A 24463-nucleotide genomic window follows, 5' to 3' on the forward strand; every position below is an offset into this window, starting at 1 on the left:
TTAATTGTTTTTTGTTTAAATGTTAATATGTTAAAATGCTAAAATGATTTCTTCCATTATACTCCTTTTTCCCTTGACGAACAAGGGAATTTCTAGTATATTAATTGTATTGTTTGTTTTTACAATCCAACGCATAAACTACTCGGTTTCTAGCGGAATAATCCAATTTTATTAGATTTAATTCTTTTGGTTTTGTCATTTGGATTTAAACATTGATTTGTCATTAAAAATTTGCTCGCCTCGATTCGAGTCGAAGCGGGTCATTTGACATTTCTTCAACCCATGGCCCTATCGTCCCGCCTCATCGGCGGGTCGCCGAAGAGGTGACTAGTTTGATTTATAAATTAAGAAGTAATGTTTATATTCTTAAAAGCTTAAATAATAAAAATTACATGGCCCTATCGTCTAGTGGTTAGGACACCAGGTTTTCATCCTGGTAACAGGGGTCCGATTCCCCTTAGGGCTACAAAACAAAAAATAACCCCTTTATTTAAAGGGGTTATTTTATTTATCCAAATTTCATTTTTTATCCATAAACGGCAAAATTATTTTATAGATTTGCCAGAAAGAAAAGGCACCTACCGCGAAAGCCAGCATAAAATCCAGAATTAAATGAATAGTTCGGTAATTTGGAATTAAATACTCGTCAAGAAAAAGCTTATCCAAATAATTATGCCCTGCAATCACAATAATAAATGGAATTGCTATATAGAATCCCAGTTGACCGACCAGTGACATTGCATATGTTGTTTTAAAGCCCTCGCTGAAACTTTTTTTAGACATATTTTAATTAATAATATTATAAGCCGTTTAATATGTAAAGACGCCTTAGCTTAAATAATATTACAAATTTTTATCGCTCTTTATTACAATTTTATTGACTGGACATATTTGAACTGATCCTGCCAAATTCAATGAACATCAGAGTGAATATGATGATCAAAATATACGGCGCGAGTATTGATATGTAATTTTTCTGATTGGGTTTGAAGTATTTGAGCAACAACGAATTGGACACCACGGAAATAGAACTGAAAGCCATTGCCAGACCCGCCAATTCCGGCCTCAACACCAATCCGAGATCAACAAAAACCCTGGCCGCGATCGGTATGCCGATCACGTTATAGAAAAGCGCGAAAAACATATTTTGTTTGATCTTCGCCATTGTTTCGCGGCTTAGGTCAAAAGCCGTCAGCACATCACGCAGATCATTCCTGATGATCACGATTCCGCCGGTTTCCATCGCCACATCCGTGCCGCCGCCCATGGCAATCCCCAAATCCGCCTGCGCCAAAGCCGGCGCGTCATTGATGCCATCACCCACCATCGCCACTTTCAAACTTTTTTCCTGTAGTTTTTTCACTTCATTGGCTTTGTCCTCGGGCAAAACTTCCGCTAAAACATTGGTAATGCCGACTTGCCTGGCGATCGCCTCCGCAGTCCGCCGATTATCGCCGGTGATCATATAAACCTCAATGCCTCTTTTTTGCAATCTTTGCACCGCTTCAAGAGAGCTTGATTTCAAAGTATCCGCCACCGCCACCAGGCCCAAAATTTGTTTTTCATCCGCAAGAAGCATAACTGTTTTTCCCGCTTCTTCAAGCCTTTGCACTTTTCTCTCGGCTCTTTCCAGGCCTAATCCCAAATTTTCAGTGATCGATCTCCGATTGCCCAAAAAATATTTCTTTCCGCCAGCAACTCCTTCGACTCCGTGCCCGGGAATAGCTTTGAAATTTGCGACTTCCGGCAAGTCAATCGCTTCTTCCTCGGCGTATTTTATGATCGCTTCAGCCAAAGGATGTTCGGACAATTTTTCCAATCCCCCGGCAATAGAAATAATTTCGTCCTCGTCCATCGCGCCAAGGCTCACAATATCCGTCACTTCCGGTTTTCCGTTGGTCAATGTTCCGGTTTTATCGAACACAATAGCCTGAATTTTATTGGCCGCTTCCAAAGGTTCGCCGCCCTTGATCAAAACCCCGTGCTCCGCGCCTTTGCCCACTCCCACCATGATCGCTGTCGGTGTAGCCAATCCCAAAGCGCACGGACAAGCAATAACAATTACCGAAGTAAAAGCCATCAAGCTGAAAGACAAACTGGCGCTCAAAAAGAAAAACCAACCGATAAAAGTCAACGCCGCGAGCACCAAAACCGTCGGCACGAACCAAGCGGATATTTTGTCCGCCATGGCTTGGATCGGCGCTTTTGACCCTTGCGCGTCTTCGATCAAGCGAATGATCTGCGCCAAGGCGGTTTCATTGCCGACCTTAGTGGCTTCAAATTCAAAACTGCCGTGCTTGTTTATCGTCGCGCCGATTATTTTATCGCCGATATTTTTTTCCACCGGAATGCTCTCGCCGGTGATCATCGATTCGTCTATTGACGAGCTTCCTTTGGTCAGAACCCCGTCCACCGGAATTTTTTCGCCCGGGCGAACCACCACGATATCGCCCTTGACCACTTGCTCGATCGGTATATCAACCGCTTGTGCGCCGCGCATTACCCGCGCCGTCTTGGACTGCAAACCCATCAATTTTCTTATCGCTTCGGAAGTCCTGCCTTTGGCTTTTGTCTCCAGCCATTTTCCCAAGATCACAAACGTAATAAGGAATGCGGCTGTTTCAAAATATAATTCAGGGATTTTTTCGCCGTTTATCCCGATCCACGAATTATTAGCGCTCGCGTAATTCCAGAATTGCCACAAACTATAAAAGAAAGCCGTGCTCGTGCCGATAGCGATCAAACTGTCCATATTGAAAGTTTTCATCCTAAGGCTGCTCCACATACCGCGGTAAAATCCGGCGCCGATCACGAACTGAACCGGTATGGTCAGAAAAAGCGAGACAATGCCGATGTAAGGCATCAACACTTCCCGCCCGGGCAAAAAACTAAAAAAGTCAAATAGCATAAAATACAGCATCGGCAAACTCAAGATCAAAGCGGAAAAAAATCTATTCCTATAATCAAGATTTTCCTGCTCTTTTCTTTTTCTCTCTTCTTCAGGATTGGAGTTGTCAGAAAGAGACGCTTTATATCCGGCCGCATTGACCGCCGCTATCAGGGCGCTGGCATTCGTTTTGGAACTGTCAAAAATAACTCTGGCTTTTTCAGCGGCAAAGTTCACATTCGCTTCTTTCACTCCCGGCACTTTTTGCAAACTTCTTTCAATGATATTGGCGCAGCTCGCGCAATGCATGCCGCCAACGACAAGGCTGGTCTGCTCATCTCCAGTTTTCCCGGCAATCGCGACATTTTCTTTAATATTTCCCTTGGCCTTAAACACAGAAGAAGGCGCGCCGGCATTATCGGAAGCGTCGCCGGAAAAAGCTCCCAATATCTGATTAATCTTTGAAGCATTGAATATGTCCTGAATTGTTTTCTCGACATCCTTCCGCCCTTCCGGTATTTCAAATTCCCCTCTTTTAAGATGATTTATTCTGCCTTTAAACTTCGGATTGCCGTCAGCTTGCGAAAACTCCCCATCGGCAACAACAGAAGACTCCAGTTTGATCTTTATCGGAGAATCTTTGCCAACAGTTTTTTTCTCGATAACAATGCTTCCTTTTTCGCCATCAATAACTTTTCCGCTGTCAGCGGCCGGATCGCGAACCACTGTTGCTTTATATCCGGCGCGAACGATCGCATTAACGATCATTTCCTCGCTTACTTTTCCTTCTTCCACTGCCACCTCTCCGATTTTCGCGGTAGAATCGATCTTGGCGGATATTACTCCACGAAGATCCAATAACTCCATTTCAATGATCTTTTCGCAACTTCCGCAATGCATTCCTTCGATCTGTACTTTTATAGTTTTTTCCATAGATTTGTATTATTGTTTAAAACGATGCTGTTTTATCCGCTTTTGCCAAAGCGCTGGCTATTTCTTCTCGACTGATCTCTTTATCCGCTTCAACCACAGCCGCTCCGTTGCTTTCCACTTCTACATTTTTTACGCCCGGTATTTTTTTCAACGCCAAACTGCTTAGCTTAATGCAAGCATCGCAAGTTATATCATTGATTTTAAATTTTGTTTTCATATTTTTTTATTATTTAATTGATTACTTTAATTACTCCTCTGGGCACGCCCATGGCACAGGTAATATTATAATCTCCCGCAGTTTGCGGCGTAAAACTCAAAACCATTTTCGTGCCGCCTTGGAGATATTGAGCGCTATTATACAACCCCGACACCATTAAAGAACTCATACAACCCCGGCCGCTCTCTTTCACGTCGATCTCAAACCGAACCGGCGCTCCCCTTTTAACTTCGAACCTGTTCGGCGAAATATCTTTAGTTAGAGTATATTCCGCTTTTATCAGCTGTTCATTGTTATTATTCACCGCAGAAGTAGTTGTCGAATCAATAGGTTTTCTAGCGCCGCCTCCACAGCCTCCGCCACCGCCGCCAGAATTGCTCGTATCAATCGTTCCCGCCGCGCTTTGAACGGCAATATTCGTACCTGCCTCGACCACAATAAATTTTCCCCTATACATTCCCATTGAACAGGAAAAAGAAATTTCGCCGGTTTCCGTCGGCACGAATTCAATGATATTTTCGCCTTTTACAAGACCCTTGCTTATTCCGTATTTGGGCATCACCAAAGAACTGGCGCAAGAAAATTGATTCGTGGAAGTAATTATCCATTTAACTTTTTTTCCTTTTTCCACCGTAAAAATATTCGGCGAATATCCTGAACTGCTTTGAGTCATTCTTACTTCCTGAACATCGGACGAAACAACAACTCCCGCATCAGCACCTGGCGCCTTTCCCTGAAATACCAACTGGCTGCCATTCGTAATATTCACCCAGCCCAATATGATAACCGCGAGGCCGGTAGCGGCAAAAAATATTCTCGCATTCTTACCTTTAAAAATCGAGGCCAAGCCGCCGATTCCCAACAACCCCGGAGCAGTCCCCAAAGCGAACAGCGACATGATCAGAGCGCCGTCGACAAAACTCCCGCTTGAAACCGCGTAAAGCTGCATCACTTGCGTAAAACCGCAAGGCAGAAAAAAAGTCAAAGCGCCGGTGATAAATGATCCCTTGTGGCTATATTCTTTTTGCTCTTTATTGATTCCCAAAAACTTTGAAATTCCCTTGGGGAGCGAGATCGATCTTTCTTTCAAAGCCGGAAAAATTTCTATCAATTTTAAGCCCAAGAATATCATCACCCCGCCGATAATTATCGTCATTAATCCCAAAGTGCCGGCTGACGGCTGGACTACCGAGCCGAGTAAAGCAAGCACTCCGCCCAAAAAACCGAAACCCAGAATTCGCCCCAGATTAAAATATAAATGCGGCGTAAATTTTTGTTTGGCGGAAATTTCCGGATGCGCTTCGGCATGGCGCGCCGAAATGCTTAAAACCAATCCGCCAACCAAAGCCATGCAGGTGGAAATGCCGGCGACCAAGCCCACCATCAGCACTACCAGAAGGCTAGCGTTTTCCGTGTTAACATCGAGACTGAACAAACCGAATGATTTAGCGGCAAAATATAAAACAAATAATATCAAAAATCCGTATGATAAATAAATATAATCATTTTTATCCCGGGACAGCCACTCCAGCTTATTTTTATACCCAATCTCATAGCCCGTATCTTTGACGGTCTGCCGGATATCTTCGCTGATCCGGTCGACGAATTCTTTTGCTCCCGCTCCCTCTTTTTTATTGAAATATACTTCGGCTTTTCCCGTTTTATAATTAGCCTCTATCTTTTTTACGCCGGGAATATCTTTCAAGTTTTCTTCTATCAATAATTCACAACTCCGGCAATGCATTCCTTTTATTGGCACAATGATTTTAATCATATTTATAACTATTTTAAATTAAATTTCTGATTACTAAAATACCTACTATAGATTATAGTAGGTATTCAACTCTTTGTAAAGGGTTAGTTATCCCCAGGCGATTAATCCGCTCTGCACGTAGAATTTTCGTGAAAATCGGCATTGTCCAGATTATTAAAAATATCGCTGCTCGTGTTGCCGTTTTTTTGCTGGCTGATCAAACTGCAAGCCAAATCGCCTTCCGAGCCGGCAGGCGCAACACAGCTCGCGATTTTATGCATTTCAAATGCTTTAGTGCTGCTGGAAAAAACAAAAATAAACATAAGCGAGGCCGCCGCCAATCCCAAAGAACCAATGATCAAGCTTTTATCCAGAAATTTAAGTTTTGGGATATAAGTTTCATCGCTTAATCGGCTGGCTCTTTCCTCGATCGCCGGAGTGAAAAAGGACAAAGACGAACCGGTCATATATCTTAAATTTTCTTCCTGTTCGGAAATTTTAAGTATAGCGCTGGCCAAGCAAGACCGCTCTGCCGAATTCCCGCTCGCCTTTTCGTCCGCCGCCAGCTCCGAAAAAGTGAAATATTTTTTCGCGGAAATTTTAAAACCGGGAAGGAAAAAAAATATGTGATGAAAATATTTGATAATAAATACTTTAAAAGGCTCGTAAGAAATCATATGCTGCGCTTCATGGATCAGCACAGCTTCGAGTTCATCCTTATCAAGCATGCTAATTAAAGCTCGCGAAATGCAAATTTTTGGATGCCAAAAACCAAAGCAAAATACCGCTGATTCAGGATTGTTTATTTCAATAATCCTCGCTCCATCCAAATCCAGCGCTTTTATCGCCGCCTTTAATTTTACCGAGTGTTCCGCGCCGGCAAACGATAAATAATACGCGATATATTTTTTTGTCTGCGAAATCAATTTTACTAATTTATACAAAGAATATAAAATAAAAATTCCGATCCCGATCCCAAAAAAAATAACTGTCCCAAAAATAACCGGATGCATCGATAAAAATTGCGCCATATCCGCGCAACCGCAAGCGTTAATTATTTTGTGCATTAATACATTTATATACAAGCCGGATAATTGGTAGGTTTTAAAAGACAAAAAAAACATTGCTATAACTGCAATAATAACCATAAGAATGGTTTGATAAAACGCGCGATTTGTTTTTAAGGCAAAAATATTGCTCATAATATTACTGTACTTTGGATATTTTGACAGCGTATCAGCCAAATATTAAGAACTGATGAAAAACATCGGCTCGACAGGTAAAACAAAAGCGAAGCCATGCTTACTTTATTAATTTTTTTAGTTTATTCTTCCACTCCTCTGATTTCGGCGCGCTTGATGTTTCTATAACATCCAAAAATTGCGCCACCGCCACATCGCCGTATTCTTTTAGAAAACCTTTGATTATTTTCTCCGATTTTTTCTCAATAAAAGTTTTTTTATCGTTTACCGGTTCATAGACAAAAGCCCCGCTTTTATTCATCTTTCGGACCAGAACGCCTTTTTCGTACAGGCGCGACATCACGGTCATGACCGTAGTGTAAGCGATCTTCTTTTTCTTTTTCAATTCTTTCAAAACATCCCTGACGCAAGTCTGTCCATTGCACCAGACTATCTCCATTATTTCCGATTCCGAATCGCTTAATATTTTAATGCTGTTTATCGCCATAAATATCTTCGTTTATATACTACATAGAGTAGTATAACATACTTTTTTAAAAAAGCAAATGCTTAATCAAATTAAAACCAGCCTCAATTTCTTGAGACTGGTTTTAAAAACTTATCTAACACGTGAACAATCGAGGAAGATCATTCAGCGCTACTTGTACTGAGCTATTCTGTCGAAGCATCAGTTTTTTCTACGACACTCTTCATGTTCTTATAAGCTTCTTTCAAATCGCTAATTACGCTTTTCAGTTCTTCCTTTTCGGTTTTTGTTTTGGCAATGCTTATTTTTGCTTGCGCGGCGGCCAATAAAGTCTCCGGGGCAGAAGTATTTTGTCCAGCTGCTTTCAACTCGGCAATTTTAGCGGTTATTTCCGCCAATCGTCCTTCGGCATCCTTAATGGTTTTATCCGCCTTTGATGCCAAGATCGCATCAACTATCTGTTTAATAATATCTCTTTTGGTTTTAAACAGATCTTTAAGTTCTTGAGCAAAAGCTTTCAGATCTTCCGGCGCCGTGATAGCTTCCAATATCATTTTTTCCGTATTTAATTCGGCAATCGTTCCGTCAATTTCATTATTTAAACTCGTCTTTAGGTCTTCTTTTATGTTTGGCATTTTCGCGACGCGTTCTTTTATATTCTCCAGCTGCTTGACCCGAATATCAATCGATCTCGTTAAAACTATTTTTCTTTTTTCCTCTTTGGTTTTCCTCGCTTTTTCCTGCCGCGCCTCGATAACTTTGCGGTTTGAAACATTTTTTTCTTTCGCAATCAAAACTTTATCGCTTTCCTCTTGCAGTTTATTATTTTTAAAATCTTCTTTATCTTTGCGCAATTGGACCAAAGAGTCCTGAATATCATCGCCTTCCTTGATTGCCGGCGGCGTGGCAAAAACCATCGGCGCAAAAAGCGAAAAAACAAACGCCCCTAAAACCAAACCTGTTATTAAATTTATTTTTTTCATATAATACGGTTTAATAATTATCTATTTAAATTAAATTGAATTGAATTGAATTGAATTAAATAGAGACCTCTTGCAAAAACTGATCAATTTCTTTATTAACAGCTTCATCGTTGGATAAAATTCCCAAATCACTGTCAAAACTGCTTAAATTTTTTTCATCATTCCTTAATCCTACGGTTGCCTCGCTAATTTCCCCCACTTCAGTCAAGGTCGCATCCAATTCTTGCGAAACAACATCATCTTCGGCGAATAAAGACAGATCAGCGTCAAAACTATTCAGTTCGGCAACATTTTTATCTATTTCAGCAATATCTTCTTTTAAATATGGCGCGGGGACAGAACCTGATTTATTGCCAAGCTTAAGCACTGCGCCCAATGCGACAATAAGCGCAAAAAGAACTATCGTTAAAACCAAAAATTTTTTACTCAAACCGCTAAAATTTTTCATATTTATTTTTTTTATAAAACTCTTTTGAAACAATTGTTTATTTGTCCCCAATGGATTTCATAAAAAAACAATTATTGGTAGTTTATTTTAATCGACCTTTAGTCTCAAAAATTAATTTATTATAAAATTATCTATATTTTTTCTTACTGTTTATTATACCATTTTTTAAAAAACCTTACAATTTATTGTGTGTGGATAACTCATTTTTCCACCGCCCTGCCTTTGTATTCTTCCAGCTTTTGACTGATCAAAGAATAATTTTTCAATTCAAAATCGCTGTTTAAAATTTTCTCTGCCTCTGCATGCGCATTTTTAAGCATTTTTTCATCAAATAAACTGGCCACTTTCAGCATGGGAAAACCGGATTGAATTTGGCCGATGCCCAAAAATTCTCCCGGACCGCGGTGGCGCAGATCCTCAATCGCAAGCTTAAAACCATCAGAGCTTTTTTCCATCACACTTAACCGTTCAAGGGTTTCCTCGCTGGCAGAATCGGTAAAAAGGAAACAATAACTTTCCGCGATTCCTCTTCCTACCCTTCCCCTGAATTGATGAAGCTCAGCCAAACCAAAATGTTCGGCGCCTTCGATCATCATCACTGTGGCATTCGGCACATCAACGCCTACCTCCACCACCGAAGTTGACACGAGAATTTTTATCTTACCCTCGGCAAAATCCCTTATCGCTTTTTCTTTTATCTCGCCTTTAAGCCTTCCGTGAAGCAATCCCAGGGTTAAGCCTTTAAATTCTTTTTCCGCCAATCGCTTGAATTCCTTGGTGGCAGCGCGAGTCTCGCTCGCCTCGCTTTGCGATCGAAGCGGGTTCGTCTCCGACCCCTCAACACGAGGGCAAACAATAAATGCTTGATGCCCTTTTTGGATCTGACGCCTGATAAAATCATAAGCTTTCGCTCTATTCTCCGGCGAAACGATTTTGGTGATTATTTTTTTGCGGCCGAGCGGCATTTCATCGATGCGTGAAATATCCATCGTGCCATAAAAAGCCAGGGCCAAGGTTCTCGGGATCGGCGTCGCGCTCATCGACATAATATGAGGCGCCAGCGCCGGTGTTTTATCAAATTTTATAAAACCATCCGCCTCCTCTTTCGAATGTTTTTTAACATTGAACAAAAACTGCCCGCGCTGGCGCACTCCAAACCGATGCTGTTCATCGATTATAACCAAACCGAGATTTTTAAATTTCACTTCTTTCTGAATAAGCGAGTGCGTTCCGATCAAAACTTCCACCTGCCCATTGGCGATCTTTCCCAACATCGCGCTTTTTGTGATCTCTTGCGGAGCTCCCACATTCGCGCTATAAAGTTTGGCCATCGAACCCGTAAACAATCCGATAGTTAAATTTTTAGCTTTAAAAGTTTTTATCGCGCTGGTAAAATGCTGCGAAGCCAAAATTTCTGTCGGAGCCATAAACGCCGCCTGAAACCCTTTGGCGGCAGTTTCAAGAGCGGCGATAAAAGCCACCGCGGTTTTCCCGCTTCCCACATCTCCCAGCAGCAAGCGATTCATCGGATAACTTTTTTCCAGATCCTGCAAAATTTCCCAGGCCGCCAACCGCTGTCCGTTCGTCAATTTGAATGGCAGGCTTTTAACGAACTTTTGGATCAGTTCTTTGTCAAAAATGATCGGATTGGCTTTTTGTTTTTGCCAAATCTTTTTTTGCCGGATAGACGCGAGTTGAAGAATAAAAAGCTCCTCAAATGCCAAGCGATGCCTGGCGCGTTCCAGACTTTGTTTGCTTTCCGGAAAATGAATTTCGCCTACCGCTTCAAAATAAGAAGGAAATTTATATTGTTTAATAATGGACGGAGGCAATATATCGGGGATCATCTTGCCGAGCGGCAAGAATTTTTTTATTAAATTTCTGATATAGCGCGAGGTCAAGCCGGCGGTTTCGGAATAAACCGGCACGAAGCGCCCCGTATGCGTCAGATCGCCCAAAACCTCCATTTTCTCATACATTGGATTAGAAATTTGAACGCCTTTTTTGTAGTGCTCGATCTTGCCGCTCAAACTGACACTCGTGCCCTCTTCCAAAAGTTTGGCCAAATATGGCTGGTTGAACCAAATTGCCTTGATACTGCCTGAATCATCTTCGACGATCGCTTCCGTAATATTGATATGCCGGCGGAAGATCGAAATACTTTTGATCTTCAAAATTTTTCCCTGTATGGTCGCCACTTGGCCGGCTGATACATTGGCAATCGGCATCAAATTGGTAAAATCATTATAGCGCCGGGGAAAATACAATATCAAATCTTCGATGGTATTGATCCCAAGTTTCTGGAATTTTTTAAGATAATAAGGAGTAATGGTATTAGTATCGGAAAGAGTTGTCTCTAAATTAAAATTCATACTGAAATTTTAACAGATTTTAAATAATGGAGCAAATAAAAACAAAAAAAACAGAAAATTAAAATTTCTGCTTTTAAAAAATATACTGCAAACTACTTCCGGCTAAACGAAAATTATTCTTGTGCTCCCGCTAGGAATCGAACCTAGATCACAAGCTCCGCAAGCTCGCATTCTATCCATTGAACTACGGGAGCGTAAAAAACTATCCTTCCTGCGCATCTTCTTCCTTCTCCAAATATATCCCCAGAAAACTTTCAAGATCATTGACAGGCTCGTCTTTTATATAAATATTCTTAAACAGCGAGAATGATTTCCTCGGTTTTAAGATCAACGTCGGCAATTCATCGGTGTGCGATATTTTAAAAGACTTGAATTCGCTAAAATTATAATGCTCATTATTGACATCAATTCCTTTTTCCGAAACTACTACCTCTATTTTTTTGGGTTCTTCGTTTAAAACCAGAATGATCACGATCACCATCATTATGAATGTTACGACCATAACAAAGCTTCTGTTGTACAATCCCCACCCGATCATCGCCATCGCTCCGACCGCCGCCGCGGTAAAATAAAATTCCGTAAGCGGTTTTTTTATAAAATCCATCGTTGTCCAAGAAAAAATGATTGGCATATTTTCAAAAGCAACCGGTTCTTCCTGAGCTATTATTATTTCGTTCTTATTGCTAACGGATTTTTTTTCTTTTAAATTTTTAGTTTTTTTAGGCATAAAGATAAATAAAATTATATGGCGGAGAGGGTGAGATTCGAACTCACGGTCCTCGTAAAAGGACTCCGGTTTTCAAGACCGGTGCTTTCAACCGCTCAGCCACCTCTCCAAAATACTATTAAACCACTTTTTCCTTTTTAACTCCCTTTCTGTCGTGTCTTGTGATATCTCCCATTTCCTCTATTTTACTCCCCGGCACAAGCCTTGCACCGCTTGGATTATCATTTTTCCTGATCTTTTTTTCATATCCTCCTATATCAATCGTATAACCGGTAACAAATTTTTTATCCACTTCGTCTATTTTGTAAGAAGAAACTTCCAAAGCCGCTTTAAATCCAAAATCCGCTTCATCTCCCGTTTCAATAAACCTTTTAGCCGCCTGTTCAATTTCTTTTTTCGTTTTATAAACAATTATCTTCTCGGCGTTTTTCCCGTTCACTGTTTCACGAAAACTATCCTTAAAATGATCTTTGATATCATCGGTGCTTTCTTCGATAAATTTTTTCACAAAATCTTCTCTCTTGGATCTAAGCTCGTCGATTATTTTTTTTGTTTCTCCTTTTAGCTTTCTGATGCTTTCGGGAATTTCTTTTCGAAACTCGACGACGCTCGGCGCTTTGCCTTCCTTGTTTTCCGGAATTTCCAGTGCGTCATATTCTAATTTATTTATTTTATCCTCGATCTCTTGCTGACCCAATACCAAGCCTCGCCTATCTTCATAAGAGATCTTTGCGATCCCGCTCAGTCCTTTTGATGCAATTTTAACCCCTTTTTCACTTTCTTCGATCTCGACTTTGGCTTTATCAAAAATTTTACCCGCTTCTTTATTGCGCTGTTCATATAGATCTTCGAGGCTCAACATATCTTCTTCGGGACGCGCTTCGTTTTCTTCAAATACATCGCGTTCCTTATTATCAAAACCGGCTGTCATATTATTCTCTCCCTCGTTCATTGTTCTTTTACTATTCATGGTAAAAAATAATTAAAATTAACTTCTATGTATACTACCAGATAATAGAGCAAAAATCAAGTCTTTAACTAAAAACCGCTCGCCCTTGACAAATTATAAAAATTGTAATAATCTATAAAGGCTGGAAAGGCGCGATATTATTTGTACCTATCCGGCAAGCGGCAGGTTTAGCGCCTCATTCGAGATCGTGAATCCCCTCCGATACTTTAGAATGAGTAACGCAACGCTGCCGTATAATAGTGGGATAATTCTTTTCGGGCTTGGTGCGAGAATATATTTCGACCAGCCAAGACAAGGACTAAACTCCTTTTAAGATTATCCCGCTCCAATCATTTTATATTCCAAACTGCATTCAAGCAGTTTTTTTAATTTTAAACCGCCGGCCTAAACACACTTTTAAAAAATTTTATAAACTATCGACTGCATTTATCTCTTTTTCCAGGATCACGTCGTTTTCCCCGAATTTAAAAATCGCTTTCAATAAATTACCGGCTAAAACTTTCGGCAGCCAAAACTCATCATCCGGCCACATCTTTTGGTACGGTATTTCCGGCACTGAAAACCAAGCGGGATCCATTTCGTCGCTTTCGCCCGGATCGCCAAACCAGCGCTCCGCAAAAAAAACATGAACCTCCTGATCCCATGCCGGATTATGAACAAAATAAAAAGCCAGTTCCGCGACTTTGTAAAAACCAATGATATCGACGCCGATCTCTTCTTTTGTTTCTCTCGCGGCGGCTTCAGCAACAGTTTCTTTTTGTTTATCGCCGACTTTTCCGCCAACGCCATTCCACCGCCCTTTTCCAAAACCGCGTTTTTTCATCGCAAGACAAATATCCGTTATTTTCCCTTGCGTTTTTTTTATTAAAAAAACAAGAGTGGCGCTTCTTAGTTTTGTTATGCTGTCTGCCATAATTTTTTAATATATTTAACCCTGATTATTAATCGTCGTCTTCATCGTCTTCGTCTCTTCGCGGCGGCGGAGTTATTTGCGCGGTATTTTGGCAAGGATACGAGTTTTATCTTTTGCTGTTATTTATATTTTGTGTACTAAAATTATTTTATTTTCCCTTCTTTTTTAATTAAAATGTTCTTTTCCTCTATTTCTTTCTCTAACGCTTTATACTTATCCCAAGTCAAAAGCCAAACCATGGCAATTGAATCAATGGCGTCTGCCAATACACAAACGCTTAGCCTGTCCAATTTTTCCTTATATTCGGGGTTTTCCAATATTTTTAATTTTTTATATTCTTCCGGTGGAACATCCTCTGGAATAAAATCCGTAGAAATCAAATAGGAAGCATAGCATATTGCTTTCACGTAATCATATATTTTTTTATTTCCTTCGCCAAGAATCTCTTTATTAAAAGCTTCACCTTTTTGCTGACTAATAATCCATTTTCTATTATTAAGCTCCTCAATCACTTTATAAAGAATTGAATTTTTAAACTCGTCGTTTATTATTCCGTTTTTAAGTTCGGGGGCGCCATCAATATCATAATCAAAAACGCCTCTTTCTTTATCAAATTCGTAATATTTCTCTATTTCTTTATCCCAGTATTTTTCCATATCAGGATGAATTGTTGACGGTCCGTAAAAATCCCTGGCATCGCAATGCGGTGGAACATGAGCGTCGGCCAAATAATGGCTTAACATCAGAAAATAAAGAGTTATTTGGTCATCATTAGACAGAATATCGGAACCTTTTTGCTCTTTGTCTTGAATCAAAATCATATCTCGGATAGAATGGCTTAACGCTTCGCATCTGTCAGGCAAATTATAACCATCTTCCATATATAATTTTTCCTTTAAACGGCTTTCTTGGATTCCCAGTGCTTTTAAAGAACATAGATGCTTCGGCGTAAAATTAGTTATTTCCCGGGAATTTTTAATCTCCGTTTCATTAACCGGTTTTCTGAGCTTGAAAGTGTGTCCACCGGTCAAATTATCGGAAATAACATTGTCAGGAAACCAGGCTCCTTGTACAAATGCGTCTTTGTGTTTATCAAAAAAAATGACAAATTTTTCCGCTTGGATTTGAAAGTACGGATCAAATTTGTCGCCCAAGAAAAAGTTTTGAAAATTTCCGCTAAAAAAACTGGAATCTTTAGAACACCTAAGCCTTTGCATAGCCATAAGCGCTAACCAAGCGTGAGCTATTGCTTTCATAAATAATAGCCGACCTATCACGGCCTAACTATGACAACAGAGATACCCGGCCAATCGGATCGCTCTGTTATCTCGGCTAAATAGGTCTACACAATTAAAAATTATCCCGACGGTGTGCTTTCGAAAAAATTCTAACCGAAATATAAGACGATGAACGAAATCGCTTAATATATTTACATTATACCAGTTTTCCGTATTTTGCTCAAATTAAAGAAGCCTGCTATTGCGGCAAATTCTTGCGAATTATATTTTAATCTTATAATCCTTACCGTCTCTTCCTGTGGTTTTTATTGAAACAAAATTATCGTTTAAATTCACAAGCGTAAAGGCGTTTGCGGGAGGACCTTTAATTTTTCCTGAAGTATTTTCAACCAATGACTGAATGGTTATGTAGTGAACGCCATTTACTACCGCCTTTTTATTCCAATGAAGATGTCCGTTAAAAACCAGCTTAACATTTTTACCGGCAATAATTTTTAAAAATTCGCCGTAATTTTTAATAAAGGTCAAATCCGGTCTTTTGCTGAACCAAAAATTTCTGCGAGTATCTACCGGAACGAGCGAGTGATGCGAAAAAATAATTATTTTTTTATCTGTATTTACTTTTTTCTTCAGCCACTTCAGTTGCGAAGAATCCAGTTTTGTTTCTCTTGCGGGATAAAAACGCTTTGTAAATAAAAAGATGAAACGGAAATTCTTGCAGTCGACATTAAAATACAATTTCTTGTATTTAAGGATTTCTTTCAAATATTTAATGTTCAAATATTCCAATTCGTGATTGCCGACAAGGTGATATACGGGGCAATTCAATTTCGATAATATCGCAAGTCCCTTTTTATAGTTTTTCTTGTCCGCCGCTAGATTGACCTCCTCGATCATATCGCCTCCCTGAACTACAAAGTCGGGTTTAAAAGATTTATTCATTTTCTGAACAAAATTCTTTAACAGCTTTTCTGCGTGGAGATTGGCTTTGCGATATATTCCTTTATACGGCCGATAATCGCCTAAATGAATATCGCTGATAATTGCAAATTTCATAAATTATTACAATAAATTATTTCGGTTCCACGGACTCAAAAATTCCCACAAAGACGCGATCAAAAAAAAGACGAATTGCCGCCAAAATCAGCCAGCCCTTTTAATAGCTCGTCCTTCCGGGTTAAGACAAAAACAAAATATGTCGCCGCCACCGTGAAAATGGGAATTCTTGCTCTTAATAGCGCGGATTTTATAGATGGGATTATCATATTATTTTTCCATGGGTGGTGGTGTTTCACTAAATTTTTTCAAACCAACAATCAACCGTAAAAGCTCAGAATCAATATCAGTTTTGACAAAAGATTCAATTATCATATGACTCGTTAACGAAATTTTATATTTTTCTTGAAGGTATTTATTTAAAGCCGACAAAGTGTCTTTTCCGGGAACAATCTTAAGCCTTTCCTCCAAAACTTTCCACTCTTTATCAAATTCTCTTATTGATTGACTGTCGCTAGTTGATTCATCTTCTCGAGGAGTTGCCTGCTTAACATATTGTCGACGATGTTTTAAGTATTGAGCGAGAATTTCTGGTTGGAAACCTTCTGTTATTTCATTGAGTATTTCTTCTGCCGAACGATGACTACTTAATTTCACTCCATCCGTCTCCTGCCTTTTTTTAATTGCGGCAGAAATAGCTCGATTTAATACCACTGGCTGCAACAAAAAGTTTTCAATCTCTTTTCTTCGGTGTATTATAACAAATTCACAGGTACTTTGTAGCTCTTTTCCAATATGATCAATCTCACTACTATTTCTATAATCGCGATCAAAAACAACGCATTTTAAAAGCGGAGTTTCAAGTGTTAATTCCATTCCTCTAGAAAAATTTTTAACCTTTTGGGGATTAAAACCTTCAACTGGAACAACAGCAAAATCGGACCGGTTTGCTAGTCTATTATAACCTAACTTACGCGCAAACAGTGAAAGCAACTGAAAATCTTTTCCTTCGAGATAAAGAACTCTGCGCGTTTTTGCAAGCTGTGTTAAAACAGGATTAGCGTTTGACCCAAGCAACTGATATATTTTTTGCAAATTTTGCGTGTTTGTAACCCGAGTAGCATGTAGTTTTTTCTTATTGATAGTAAGCAAAGACCTTGTTTCCACCTCAGTAATAATTTCTATTGAATGTGTGGCAATAATAATTTGCAAATCAAGTTCTAGTAAAATACCAACCAACTGTCTCTGAAGATCGGAGTGTAAATAAATATCGGGTTCGTCTATAATCAATAAAGTTGCATCTTTTGCCTGGAGTATAAAAGTTAACATTTGACACCAAACCTGAAACCCAAACCCTGCCCAATAAATCTCCCGATCAATACGTTCTTCTGGACAAAACATAAATAATCTAGGTTTTTCAGTATCGTGCGCTATTTCCGGTGGTTTTATATCCATACCTGGCCAAGTACTACGTATTTTCTCGCGAAAATCTTCAAACCCATCTTTAAAATGGTACCAAATATTTCTAAAATTTCTTGAGGCACGATGGGTTAAGAGTGCTTTCCGGGCTGCTTCAGGTTGATAAAGAATTTCATTATGCTCGACAGGTCCAAGAACCGGAACGTGACTAATTTTTATCGGAAAACTTTTTCTAAATATAGTTGGGGAGTTTACTGCTCCCGACGCTTCAGGAATTAAATAACAAACCTTGCTTTGAGGGAAAAAAAGCGTAAGTCGATTTTTATTTTCAAGCTCAAAAATAATAGTAGCCGCTTCAGTTTCATCGTAGTCATAGAATACGTTCTCAAGTGACACCGGTATCTCATCCAAGTCAAGCCTATAAGCCCACACAAAACCTTTTACCCCAGCAGAGATTCGTTCGGCCTTTTTTGCATTTGCTTTTCTTAAACCCTCCGAGAGTATTCTTAAAGCTCCGAGAACAGTAGATTTTCCTGCATTATTTGGCCCAACTAATACATCAAAATCGGAAAGATTAATAAAAAAACTCTTAAACGCTTTATAATGATGAAAAGAAATTTTTTTAATGCGCATAATGATAAATTAATAAAATCGAATCTTCTAATAATAATCGCTTAAAGCAAAAGTCTGATCAGAAAAAGGTGTCAAGCACCTTTTTCTTACTTAATAAAATTGCACCTGACCATTTTGATTTCGAAAAACAGAAACACTAAAAATTCAATTCCGAGTGTGTCTATTATTAGTAAAATTATTGTGGTCACAAAAATATTAAATGATCGGCTTAATTTCTAGCTCTTTTAGTTTCTCCCAGAGACTATCGAGAGCTTTTTCTTTATGTCTATAAAAAGAGCTTCCGGATACTCTCCAAAACTCCCAACCCGCTCGACGAAGTTGTCTTTCTCGAACTTGATCCTCCTCCCAATTTTCAAGTGTGTGATATTGATCTCCGTCGCATTCTACCGCTAAACGAGCATTTTCTCCTTGTACAACAAGGTCAATTCTATAGCCGATAACAGGGTATTCGGGTAAAACTTGATAACCTCGATCGATCAATAAATTGCCCACATCGAATGAAAATTGCGATGCTCTACCGGAATCAAATTCTTTTTTCAAAGCTTTTCGACCAGCCTCTAATTCTTCCGTTTTTGGATCATAATACCAATTAAGTATTTTATACCTCCAGTCGTTCTGATTTCTGAACTCTTGCACTGGTATCGAATGATATAGAAATACTTGATCACGACCACGAGTAGCGGCGACATTGAATCTTTGCGCGGTGCCTTTGTCGGCCAAGGCCTTAACTGTGTCATTTGGATTATTTGAATCAAGCGCTTTAACCATTGAGAGGAACATCACGTCTCGTTCGTCTCCTTGAAATGCGTAGGCATCGCCACAAACTATATCTCTTTCCTCAATAACTTTTTCACCAATTTTAGGATGTCGGAGAAGCAATTCTTTAATATATTTTGCTTGATCTTCTGCAAGTAGTGAAATCACACCGAATGTACAAATGTGCCCATCCGGTCTTTGTTGATAGTTTGGATTCTCTAGTAATTCGGCTATTTTATCAACAATTGCTTTTGCTTCCGGTTCATTAACTTTATTGTTCGTATTTTGATAACCACCCTCGACCAGAACAGGAACCAGTGCGGGTTTCAGTAATCCTTTTGGGTGAGGGTATCTTAATGGTTTTAGTTTTCCTTCATAGACATGGTGATTACTGAAAGCAATAATCTCCGGCACACACCTAAAATGTTCGTTCAACTGAATCATGTTCGGTATTCGAATCTGAGCTAAACCGAACAAGCTTGAAGTAATAGAAAAATTATCTTTATGTGGAATATCATACAAAAATCGCGAGATGAGTTCGTAAACCCTCTCTTGATCTTGAAAAATACCCGCAGGGCTTATCTGATCTGGATCACCGACGACCAATAGTTTCTTTCCAAGGTATCCGATAGTAAGACCACGAATATCGCACTGACTGGCTTCATCAAAAATAACAACGTCGAACATTCCAGCTTTTGGATCGGAAAACATTTGTGCGGCACGATGCAATGGCATAATCCAAACAGGTACAGCATTTTTTGCTTCCCTTAAAGATTCTTGCGCCGCCGACAAATGTTTATGCGCCCATTTCCCAGTTCCTTTTCCATATTTTCTCATCGAATCCGACCACGCCATCAATGCATCTCTTTGTCGTTTTGTGACTTTGTCGATTTGTTTCTGCCATGCAAGTACTGTAACGAGATCGGAGTTTAATTGAAATTCAAGTTTTGAGAGTCGCTCATGCTTACTTTGAAGTTCATCAATACTCACGTGATCATGAATATGGTCTATCCACGATTTTAGTCGGGCAATTTTCCATACTAATTCCAAATTGTCGGGACAATCAAATTTCTGTTTCTGATCAGCCAGACCAATCATATCTTGATAGAGATTTGGGGCATGTTTGTTTATTCTTTCGGCAATCTCATTAAGTCTTATTGCATAGTCTTTATTCTCAATAAGTAAATCGAGTTCTTCGATAGCTTTTTTCCAAGCTGTATTGTTTCTTTTTTCAATAGCTTGAATAAGCCTCTCGCATACCCCATGCCTATTACCAATAGGGTCGTCGACAAGCTTTACCCATCCTTGGAAGGTTGCTTCTAGCTTAGACAATTCAAACTGTGCGACGCTTGATGCAATTAGTTCTCTGGCGGTTTCAATACTCTCAAGTTGCGTAAAAGATAGATCTGCAAATTGTTTTACTCTTTTAAAAGATTCTGCAATTTCAGTAAAATTATCATAATAACATGCAATGCGGTTAGCACTTGCAACCAAGACCTCTAGTTTTATGAGATCGAGATTATCTTTGCGTAAATCAGACGCTCCATTTAGGCTTCCAAATCCTTGATCTAATAGAATCTTAATATCCTTTTCAGCGACTTGCGCAGATATCATGCTTTCAAGAAGTTCAATCCGTTCGAAACTATCAGGACAACGGCCATCCACCAAATAGCTTCCTAAAATCTTTTTTGCATCTGCAGAAAGAAGCATTTTCCCAAAAGTGCCCAACTTCGAGCCATTGGATACTTTTGTCTTGAGTGAATTGATCGCGTCTGTACATTCATTAAGCGATAATGGAATTGAACCAGAAATATCATGACCAATAATCATGTTTCTGCTTTTGCCAATGATCTGTATTTTCTCCGAGATTTTTGATAAAATCGTCTTCCATTTTTCACGTTCGCTCTGGCTTGTATTACAAGTATTAAAAATGTCACGCTCGTAATTTTCATTGATAGCAACCAATACCTTGCGAGCATTATTCAACATCTCCCATAATTTCAATAGCTCCTCTTGATTAAAATCATTCCCTGAATTACCAAAAACATTATTTGAAATTTTTGCCTTGACGCTCAATTCTCTATACGAAGCAAAGGCACCCAAAATGACATCATCGTTTGGCAATGAAGATGAGTCTGGTAAATCAAATTTGTGCAAACTTCTATTTTCTTTACTTAAATCAGTGAGTAATTGATTTGCTTGCTTCAAGTCTTCAGCGGTAAAATTCAACTCTGTATCGAAATTTATTTCATCGGTAAACCAAGCCAAACTTCGATTATCATCATGCTCGCTTATGAATTTAGCCGCCTCAATCGGAGTAGCATCACCACCATTTGCGCGCAAAGTTTGCGTAGAATCTGTGAGAATATATTGACGAATCAAATTGGCTATAGAAGCCTTCTGTTCTCTTACACTCGCTAATTCTTTTCTAACAAGTTCCGCCTTTTGTTCACTGAATTTAGTACGGCGTTCGCCAAGATTAGAACTAATCTCTGTGATAGATTGCTGAAGCACATCATCACGCTTAGCTGTCTGATGTAACTGCGAGACAGCAAGGCTACGAATATTTTCCGGCAATTTATCACGTAGTACTTCCAGCGCTTTGCTTGTTTGTGAGGTAACAAGCACACTTTTCCCTTGTGCCAAAAATCTCGCAATTAAATTAGCAATCGTATGACTTTTACCAGTTCCAGGCGGTCCCTTAACGACTACTCCATAATTTGTCTCTATTCTTTCCGCAATTCTCTTTTGCTCGTCATTCCAAGGAAGCGGAAAAAATAATTCTGATTCTTTTATTGCAATGTCTGTTTCTTTTCCACTTTCTCCCAAACCAATTCTATCTTCTCCTTCTTCATACTCACCGATGAGATCATTTATGAATTCCGTTGATTTTGCACCATTTTGTTCTATGCCACGCTTAATTGTTTCGGCATATTTCGACCACAAACTATTAGTTCTCTTTCGTACGAAAATTATTGGCGCATTCCAAACGCTAGGTTTATCAGTAAGAGCAGGAGCACTAACCCCCTCATCAGTAAAGTGATCTTCACCATCAGGAGATAGATAGTTTAGAAAAGTATTTGCTTGAGATTTTAATGTCTCTAAATGCCAAAAATCAAAAGGATTAGAATTGACAGTGCCCATCCACTTATCCAAATCAATGTCTGCTGGATTGTCCATTTCAGACACTGGTGCAATCTCAACAAAACTTCTAAATAATGGGTCTGGATTAATTTCGATTGTGCGCTTAGAAGCATCAAAATCTAGCGTCAATGGTGTAAAGAAAATTGGAGCGTAGACTGCACCGACTGATGGATGTTTCCAAGTTAAAAATCCGTGCCCAAGAAGTAATTCGTGACTATCGCCCTCATTTTTAAGCAATAAACGCAAGGCGTAAAATTGATCGTATAGCAAATTCGCTTTGTATATTTTATTTACCTTATCAGCCCATCGTTTCCATTCATTTTCGATATATCCAATCAATAACTTTTCAAGCTCAGGATGGTCTGTCCAATTATCAGGAACGTACTTAACCTCTATGGCTTCCGGCAATTTATTCGGAGCCAAAACAACCCAACCCAATAATGACTTCGGCACACTGTCTCCTTGCTTAAAATCTTTACGGAATTTCTTAAATTCGTTTACACTCTCTTTATCGCTATCAAAACGTACTTTCCGGTCAATTTTTTCTAATGGTTTAGGCTTATCAAGCGGGTTAACCTCAATAATCCACTCCGCGAGTTTTTCTGGCAAAACTGGAGCGGGTTCAATATTTTTCTTCTGAACTCTAAGCCAAGCACCGGACTCGGGACTTACCATTTCTTTTTCCATATCGAATTCGCGAATAAAAAGATTATCCAGATCACGAGGATAATCAGCTAACCACCATGGAGATGGCGGTATCATTGATGACCGAAAATCGCGAACGATTGTATCGTCAAGCGCAAGAGCTTTTTCTAAATATGTAAAAAGTCTAACAATTTTATTTTGTGTTTTTGCAGAAACATCAACACCAAAATTATTATCAGGTGTTTCAATTTTAGTATCTGATTGTTGCATGTTTTCTTTAGAAATTTTGCTAATTATCTCTTTTTTATTTAACACCTTAGGCGATTGCAAATTATTTTTTTCAATCAGTTTTTTACATTTATAACAAACCGTTCCACTTTTAACTTTATGTTGTTTACAAACGGTACATAGCGGCTTGTTTTCCCAATAAGCTTTTGCATCAAATTTTTGACGATAAGAACGCATATTTAATAATTTTATTCTTTCGTTTTGTGAAAATAAAAGAAATTAAAAGGTGTCAGATACCTTTATTTAACCACCGCTATCTTAGAACTCATTAAACTAATATTAACCCAAAACAGACAAATAATCAACAAAAAAAAACCGCATTGAAGCGGATTTTTATAATTTGCTAACATTCTCTGAATCTTCCCTTTTCAAACCCGCTTTACTCGACACAAACTGCTGTTCCGTAGCAAAGCACTATTATAATATTGTTATATTCCATAAATATTTTTTAAATGATTACGGTTCTTAAAATTTTACTAATGCGGAGAGGGAGGGTATCCTATGCTTTTCGCTTCGGACTACCTTTTCTTCCGTCTTCAAAATCCCTCGCCAAAGCTACAGATACCAAGCGCTTATAAGCAAAAGATTTTCCTGAACCTGATTTTAGATAAAGCTCAAAATCTCTTGCTTGCTTCTCTGTTTCAAACGCGCAGTACCATACAAGCTTCCACGGTAAATGTGGTTTAGTAGATGGTACTTTTCCAAGGTTATGTAATTTTAACCTTTCTACAAGATTATTTGTAGACCCAAAATAGAAAATATGAGATTTTGAGCTTAATAAAATATAAGTATAGTGCATGCAATTCCGTAGCTTTAGCGAAGGATTGCGGAGAGGGAGGGATTCGAACCCTCGATAGGGGTTTAAATCCCTATAACAGGTTAGCAACCTGCCGCCTTCAGCCACTCGGCCACCTCTCCAAAAAATCCGATTTACTGGTAAAATATAGCATTAATTAAACCGATTTGCAAGGGAAATAATCAAAAAAAGGGCTTACTTAATCTTCAGCCCTAACCGGAATATTTAGTTCCGCTATTTTTTTGTCTATTAAATTTTCCAGTTGCACCCTGGGTCTATTGTGGCTTCCTTCTGTTTTAAGGAGCCGTAAAAGTTCATATATGTATGGGTCCTTTCTGATTTGCCGATCACTGTGCAATTGTCTGGTTTTTCTTCCGGCAAGAGCATCAAGGAAATCTTGGGTTCCTCTTATAACCCATTTCTTGATCCATGGCTCATCTTTTACTTTCATAGACTTAACCGTTTCGTGTCCCAGGAAACCCTCCCATTCATCTGCCCGGTTTTTCAATAACCAATTGAATATTTTTTGATTCAAGTGGTTTGCCAGCAAATATCGAAAAATCGCTTTATCCCTGTTGTTTCTTCTGTCAATCAATTTTTCACCTCCATTTATTTTTCTTGGTATAAATATATCACAAAAATAATAAATTGACAAAAAAACAATAAACCATCGCCAT

19 protein-coding genes and 4 tRNA genes are annotated in these 24463 nt (G+C 39.1%); 1 reads left to right on the plus strand and 22 read right to left on the minus strand.

All coding sequences use genetic code 11. The annotated features are described in order from the left end of the window. Nucleotides 1–394: 394 nt before the first annotated feature. Nucleotides 395–466: transfer RNA gene (locus Q8N37_03705), tRNA-Glu, on the plus strand. A gap of 53 nt (nucleotides 467–519) precedes the next feature. Here Q8N37_03705 and Q8N37_03710 read toward each other — a convergent pair. The 22 genes from Q8N37_03710 to Q8N37_03815 all read right to left on the minus strand — a co-directional run. After that, nucleotides 520–783, minus strand: coding sequence for a hypothetical protein (locus Q8N37_03710; protein ID MDP3057596.1), 264 nt, complete (start codon nucleotides 781–783; stop codon nucleotides 520–522). 91 nt (nucleotides 784–874) lie between these two features. Beyond that, a complete protein-coding gene (locus tag Q8N37_03715) occupies nucleotides 875–3820 on the minus strand; it encodes a heavy metal translocating P-type ATPase (protein MDP3057597.1) in 2946 nt (981 codons plus the stop codon). A gap of 16 nt (nucleotides 3821–3836) precedes the next feature. Beyond that, nucleotides 3837–4037, minus strand: a complete 201-nt coding sequence (locus Q8N37_03720; GenBank protein MDP3057598.1) for a hypothetical protein — start codon at nucleotides 4035–4037, stop codon at nucleotides 3837–3839. A gap of 13 nt (nucleotides 4038–4050) precedes the next feature. Continuing rightward, on the minus strand, nucleotides 4051–5811 hold the full coding sequence (locus tag Q8N37_03725) for a sulfite exporter TauE/SafE family protein (protein ID MDP3057599.1): 1761 nt from the start codon (nucleotides 5809–5811) through the stop codon (nucleotides 4051–4053). A gap of 101 nt (nucleotides 5812–5912) precedes the next feature. Continuing rightward, nucleotides 5913–6992: a M56 family metallopeptidase gene (locus Q8N37_03730; GenBank protein ID MDP3057600.1), complete on the minus strand. Its 1080-nt coding sequence runs from the start codon at nucleotides 6990–6992 to the stop codon at nucleotides 5913–5915. 100 nt (nucleotides 6993–7092) lie between these two features. Next, the gene (locus Q8N37_03735; protein ID MDP3057601.1) at nucleotides 7093–7479 is read right to left on the minus strand and encodes a BlaI/MecI/CopY family transcriptional regulator; all 387 of its coding nucleotides are present in this window, start codon (nucleotides 7477–7479) and stop codon (nucleotides 7093–7095) included. A gap of 164 nt (nucleotides 7480–7643) precedes the next feature. Further along, the gene (locus Q8N37_03740) at nucleotides 7644–8441 is read right to left on the minus strand and encodes a hypothetical protein (GenBank protein MDP3057602.1); all 798 of its coding nucleotides are present in this window, start codon (nucleotides 8439–8441) and stop codon (nucleotides 7644–7646) included. A 55-nt stretch (nucleotides 8442–8496) separates the two neighbouring features. Further along, nucleotides 8497–8889 carry a hypothetical protein gene (locus Q8N37_03745; protein ID MDP3057603.1) on the minus strand — a complete coding sequence of 131 codons (393 nt, stop codon included), beginning with the start codon at nucleotides 8887–8889 and terminating at the stop codon, nucleotides 8497–8499. A gap of 200 nt (nucleotides 8890–9089) precedes the next feature. Continuing rightward, on the minus strand, nucleotides 9090–11261 hold the full coding sequence (gene recG / locus Q8N37_03750) for an ATP-dependent DNA helicase RecG (protein ID MDP3057604.1): 2172 nt from the start codon (nucleotides 11259–11261) through the stop codon (nucleotides 9090–9092). 122 nt (nucleotides 11262–11383) lie between these two features. Continuing rightward, nucleotides 11384–11455: transfer RNA gene (locus tag Q8N37_03755), tRNA-Arg, on the minus strand. An 8-nt stretch (nucleotides 11456–11463) separates the two neighbouring features. Continuing rightward, a complete protein-coding gene (locus tag Q8N37_03760) occupies nucleotides 11464–11988 on the minus strand; it encodes a hypothetical protein (protein ID MDP3057605.1) in 525 nt (174 codons plus the stop codon). 19 nt (nucleotides 11989–12007) lie between these two features. After that, a tRNA-Ser gene (locus tag Q8N37_03765) sits at nucleotides 12008–12097 on the minus strand. 9 nt (nucleotides 12098–12106) lie between these two features. Further along, nucleotides 12107–12958, minus strand: a complete 852-nt coding sequence (locus Q8N37_03770; protein ID MDP3057606.1) for a hypothetical protein — start codon at nucleotides 12956–12958, stop codon at nucleotides 12107–12109. A gap of 406 nt (nucleotides 12959–13364) precedes the next feature. Beyond that, nucleotides 13365–13871, minus strand: coding sequence for an 8-oxo-dGTP diphosphatase (locus Q8N37_03775; protein ID MDP3057607.1), 507 nt, complete (start codon nucleotides 13869–13871; stop codon nucleotides 13365–13367). A gap of 143 nt (nucleotides 13872–14014) precedes the next feature. Further along, nucleotides 14015–15127 (minus strand): hypothetical protein, encoded by a 1113-nt coding sequence (locus tag Q8N37_03780; protein ID MDP3057608.1) that lies wholly within the window; start codon nucleotides 15125–15127, stop codon nucleotides 14015–14017. 243 nt (nucleotides 15128–15370) lie between these two features. Further along, complete coding sequence (locus Q8N37_03785; GenBank protein MDP3057609.1) at nucleotides 15371–16165, minus strand: metallophosphoesterase; 795 nt, start codon at nucleotides 16163–16165, stop codon at nucleotides 15371–15373. A 59-nt stretch (nucleotides 16166–16224) separates the two neighbouring features. After that, entirely contained in the window at nucleotides 16225–16374 is a 150-nt protein-coding gene (locus Q8N37_03790; protein ID MDP3057610.1) for a hypothetical protein, read from the minus strand. Between the two features lies 1 nt (nucleotide 16375). After that, nucleotides 16376–18157, minus strand: a complete 1782-nt coding sequence (locus tag Q8N37_03795; GenBank protein MDP3057611.1) for an AAA family ATPase — start codon at nucleotides 18155–18157, stop codon at nucleotides 16376–16378. 195 nt (nucleotides 18158–18352) lie between these two features. Then, on the minus strand, nucleotides 18353–23167 hold the full coding sequence (locus tag Q8N37_03800; GenBank protein MDP3057612.1) for an AAA domain-containing protein: 4815 nt from the start codon (nucleotides 23165–23167) through the stop codon (nucleotides 18353–18355). A 322-nt stretch (nucleotides 23168–23489) separates the two neighbouring features. Next, the gene (locus Q8N37_03805; GenBank protein ID MDP3057613.1) at nucleotides 23490–23789 is read right to left on the minus strand and encodes a GIY-YIG nuclease family protein; all 300 of its coding nucleotides are present in this window, start codon (nucleotides 23787–23789) and stop codon (nucleotides 23490–23492) included. A 28-nt stretch (nucleotides 23790–23817) separates the two neighbouring features. Continuing rightward, nucleotides 23818–23908, minus strand: a tRNA-Ser gene (locus Q8N37_03810). Between the two features lie 77 nt (nucleotides 23909–23985). Continuing rightward, nucleotides 23986–24463, minus strand: a 478-nt coding sequence (locus Q8N37_03815) for a hypothetical protein (GenBank protein MDP3057614.1), incomplete at its 5' end; no start/stop codon positions are given.

The sequence above is a fragment of the bacterium genome (assembly GCA_030693205.1).
Classification (GTDB): domain Bacteria; phylum Patescibacteriota; class Minisyncoccia; order JAHIHE01; family JAHIHE01; genus JAHILZ01.

What these genes read in the sequence shown, in the direction of transcription:
- Q8N37_03710 (MDP3057596.1), bottom strand. Translation starts at nt 783, where the DNA reads ATGTCTAAAAAAAGTTTCAGCGAGGGCTTTAAAACAACATATGCAATG.
- Q8N37_03715 (MDP3057597.1), bottom strand. Translation starts at nt 3,820, where the DNA reads ATGGAAAAAACTATAAAAGTACAGATCGAAGGAATGCATTGCGGAAGT.
- Q8N37_03720 (MDP3057598.1), bottom strand. Translation starts at nt 4,037, where the DNA reads ATGAAAACAAAATTTAAAATCAATGATATAACTTGCGATGCTTGCATT.
- Q8N37_03725 (MDP3057599.1), bottom strand. Translation starts at nt 5,811, where the DNA reads ATGATTAAAATCATTGTGCCAATAAAAGGAATGCATTGCCGGAGTTGT.
- Q8N37_03730 (MDP3057600.1), bottom strand. Translation starts at nt 6,992, where the DNA reads ATGAGCAATATTTTTGCCTTAAAAACAAATCGCGCGTTTTATCAAACC.
- Q8N37_03735 (MDP3057601.1), bottom strand. Translation starts at nt 7,479, where the DNA reads ATGGCGATAAACAGCATTAAAATATTAAGCGATTCGGAATCGGAAATA.
- Q8N37_03740 (MDP3057602.1), bottom strand. Translation starts at nt 8,441, where the DNA reads ATGAAAAAAATAAATTTAATAACAGGTTTGGTTTTAGGGGCGTTTGTT.
- Q8N37_03745 (MDP3057603.1), bottom strand. Translation starts at nt 8,889, where the DNA reads ATGAAAAATTTTAGCGGTTTGAGTAAAAAATTTTTGGTTTTAACGATA.
- recG (MDP3057604.1), bottom strand. Translation starts at nt 11,261, where the DNA reads ATGAATTTTAATTTAGAGACAACTCTTTCCGATACTAATACCATTACT.
- Q8N37_03760 (MDP3057605.1), bottom strand. Translation starts at nt 11,988, where the DNA reads ATGCCTAAAAAAACTAAAAATTTAAAAGAAAAAAAATCCGTTAGCAAT.
- Q8N37_03770 (MDP3057606.1), bottom strand. Translation starts at nt 12,958, where the DNA reads ATGAATAGTAAAAGAACAATGAACGAGGGAGAGAATAATATGACAGCC.
- Q8N37_03775 (MDP3057607.1), bottom strand. Translation starts at nt 13,871, where the DNA reads ATGGCAGACAGCATAACAAAACTAAGAAGCGCCACTCTTGTTTTTTTA.
- Q8N37_03780 (MDP3057608.1), bottom strand. Translation starts at nt 15,127, where the DNA reads ATGAAAGCAATAGCTCACGCTTGGTTAGCGCTTATGGCTATGCAAAGG.
- Q8N37_03785 (MDP3057609.1), bottom strand. Translation starts at nt 16,165, where the DNA reads ATGAAATTTGCAATTATCAGCGATATTCATTTAGGCGATTATCGGCCG.
- Q8N37_03790 (MDP3057610.1), bottom strand. Translation starts at nt 16,374, where the DNA reads ATGATAATCCCATCTATAAAATCCGCGCTATTAAGAGCAAGAATTCCC.
- Q8N37_03795 (MDP3057611.1), bottom strand. Translation starts at nt 18,157, where the DNA reads ATGCGCATTAAAAAAATTTCTTTTCATCATTATAAAGCGTTTAAGAGT.
- Q8N37_03800 (MDP3057612.1), bottom strand. Translation starts at nt 23,167, where the DNA reads ATGCGTTCTTATCGTCAAAAATTTGATGCAAAAGCTTATTGGGAAAAC.
- Q8N37_03805 (MDP3057613.1), bottom strand. Translation starts at nt 23,789, where the DNA reads ATGCACTATACTTATATTTTATTAAGCTCAAAATCTCATATTTTCTAT.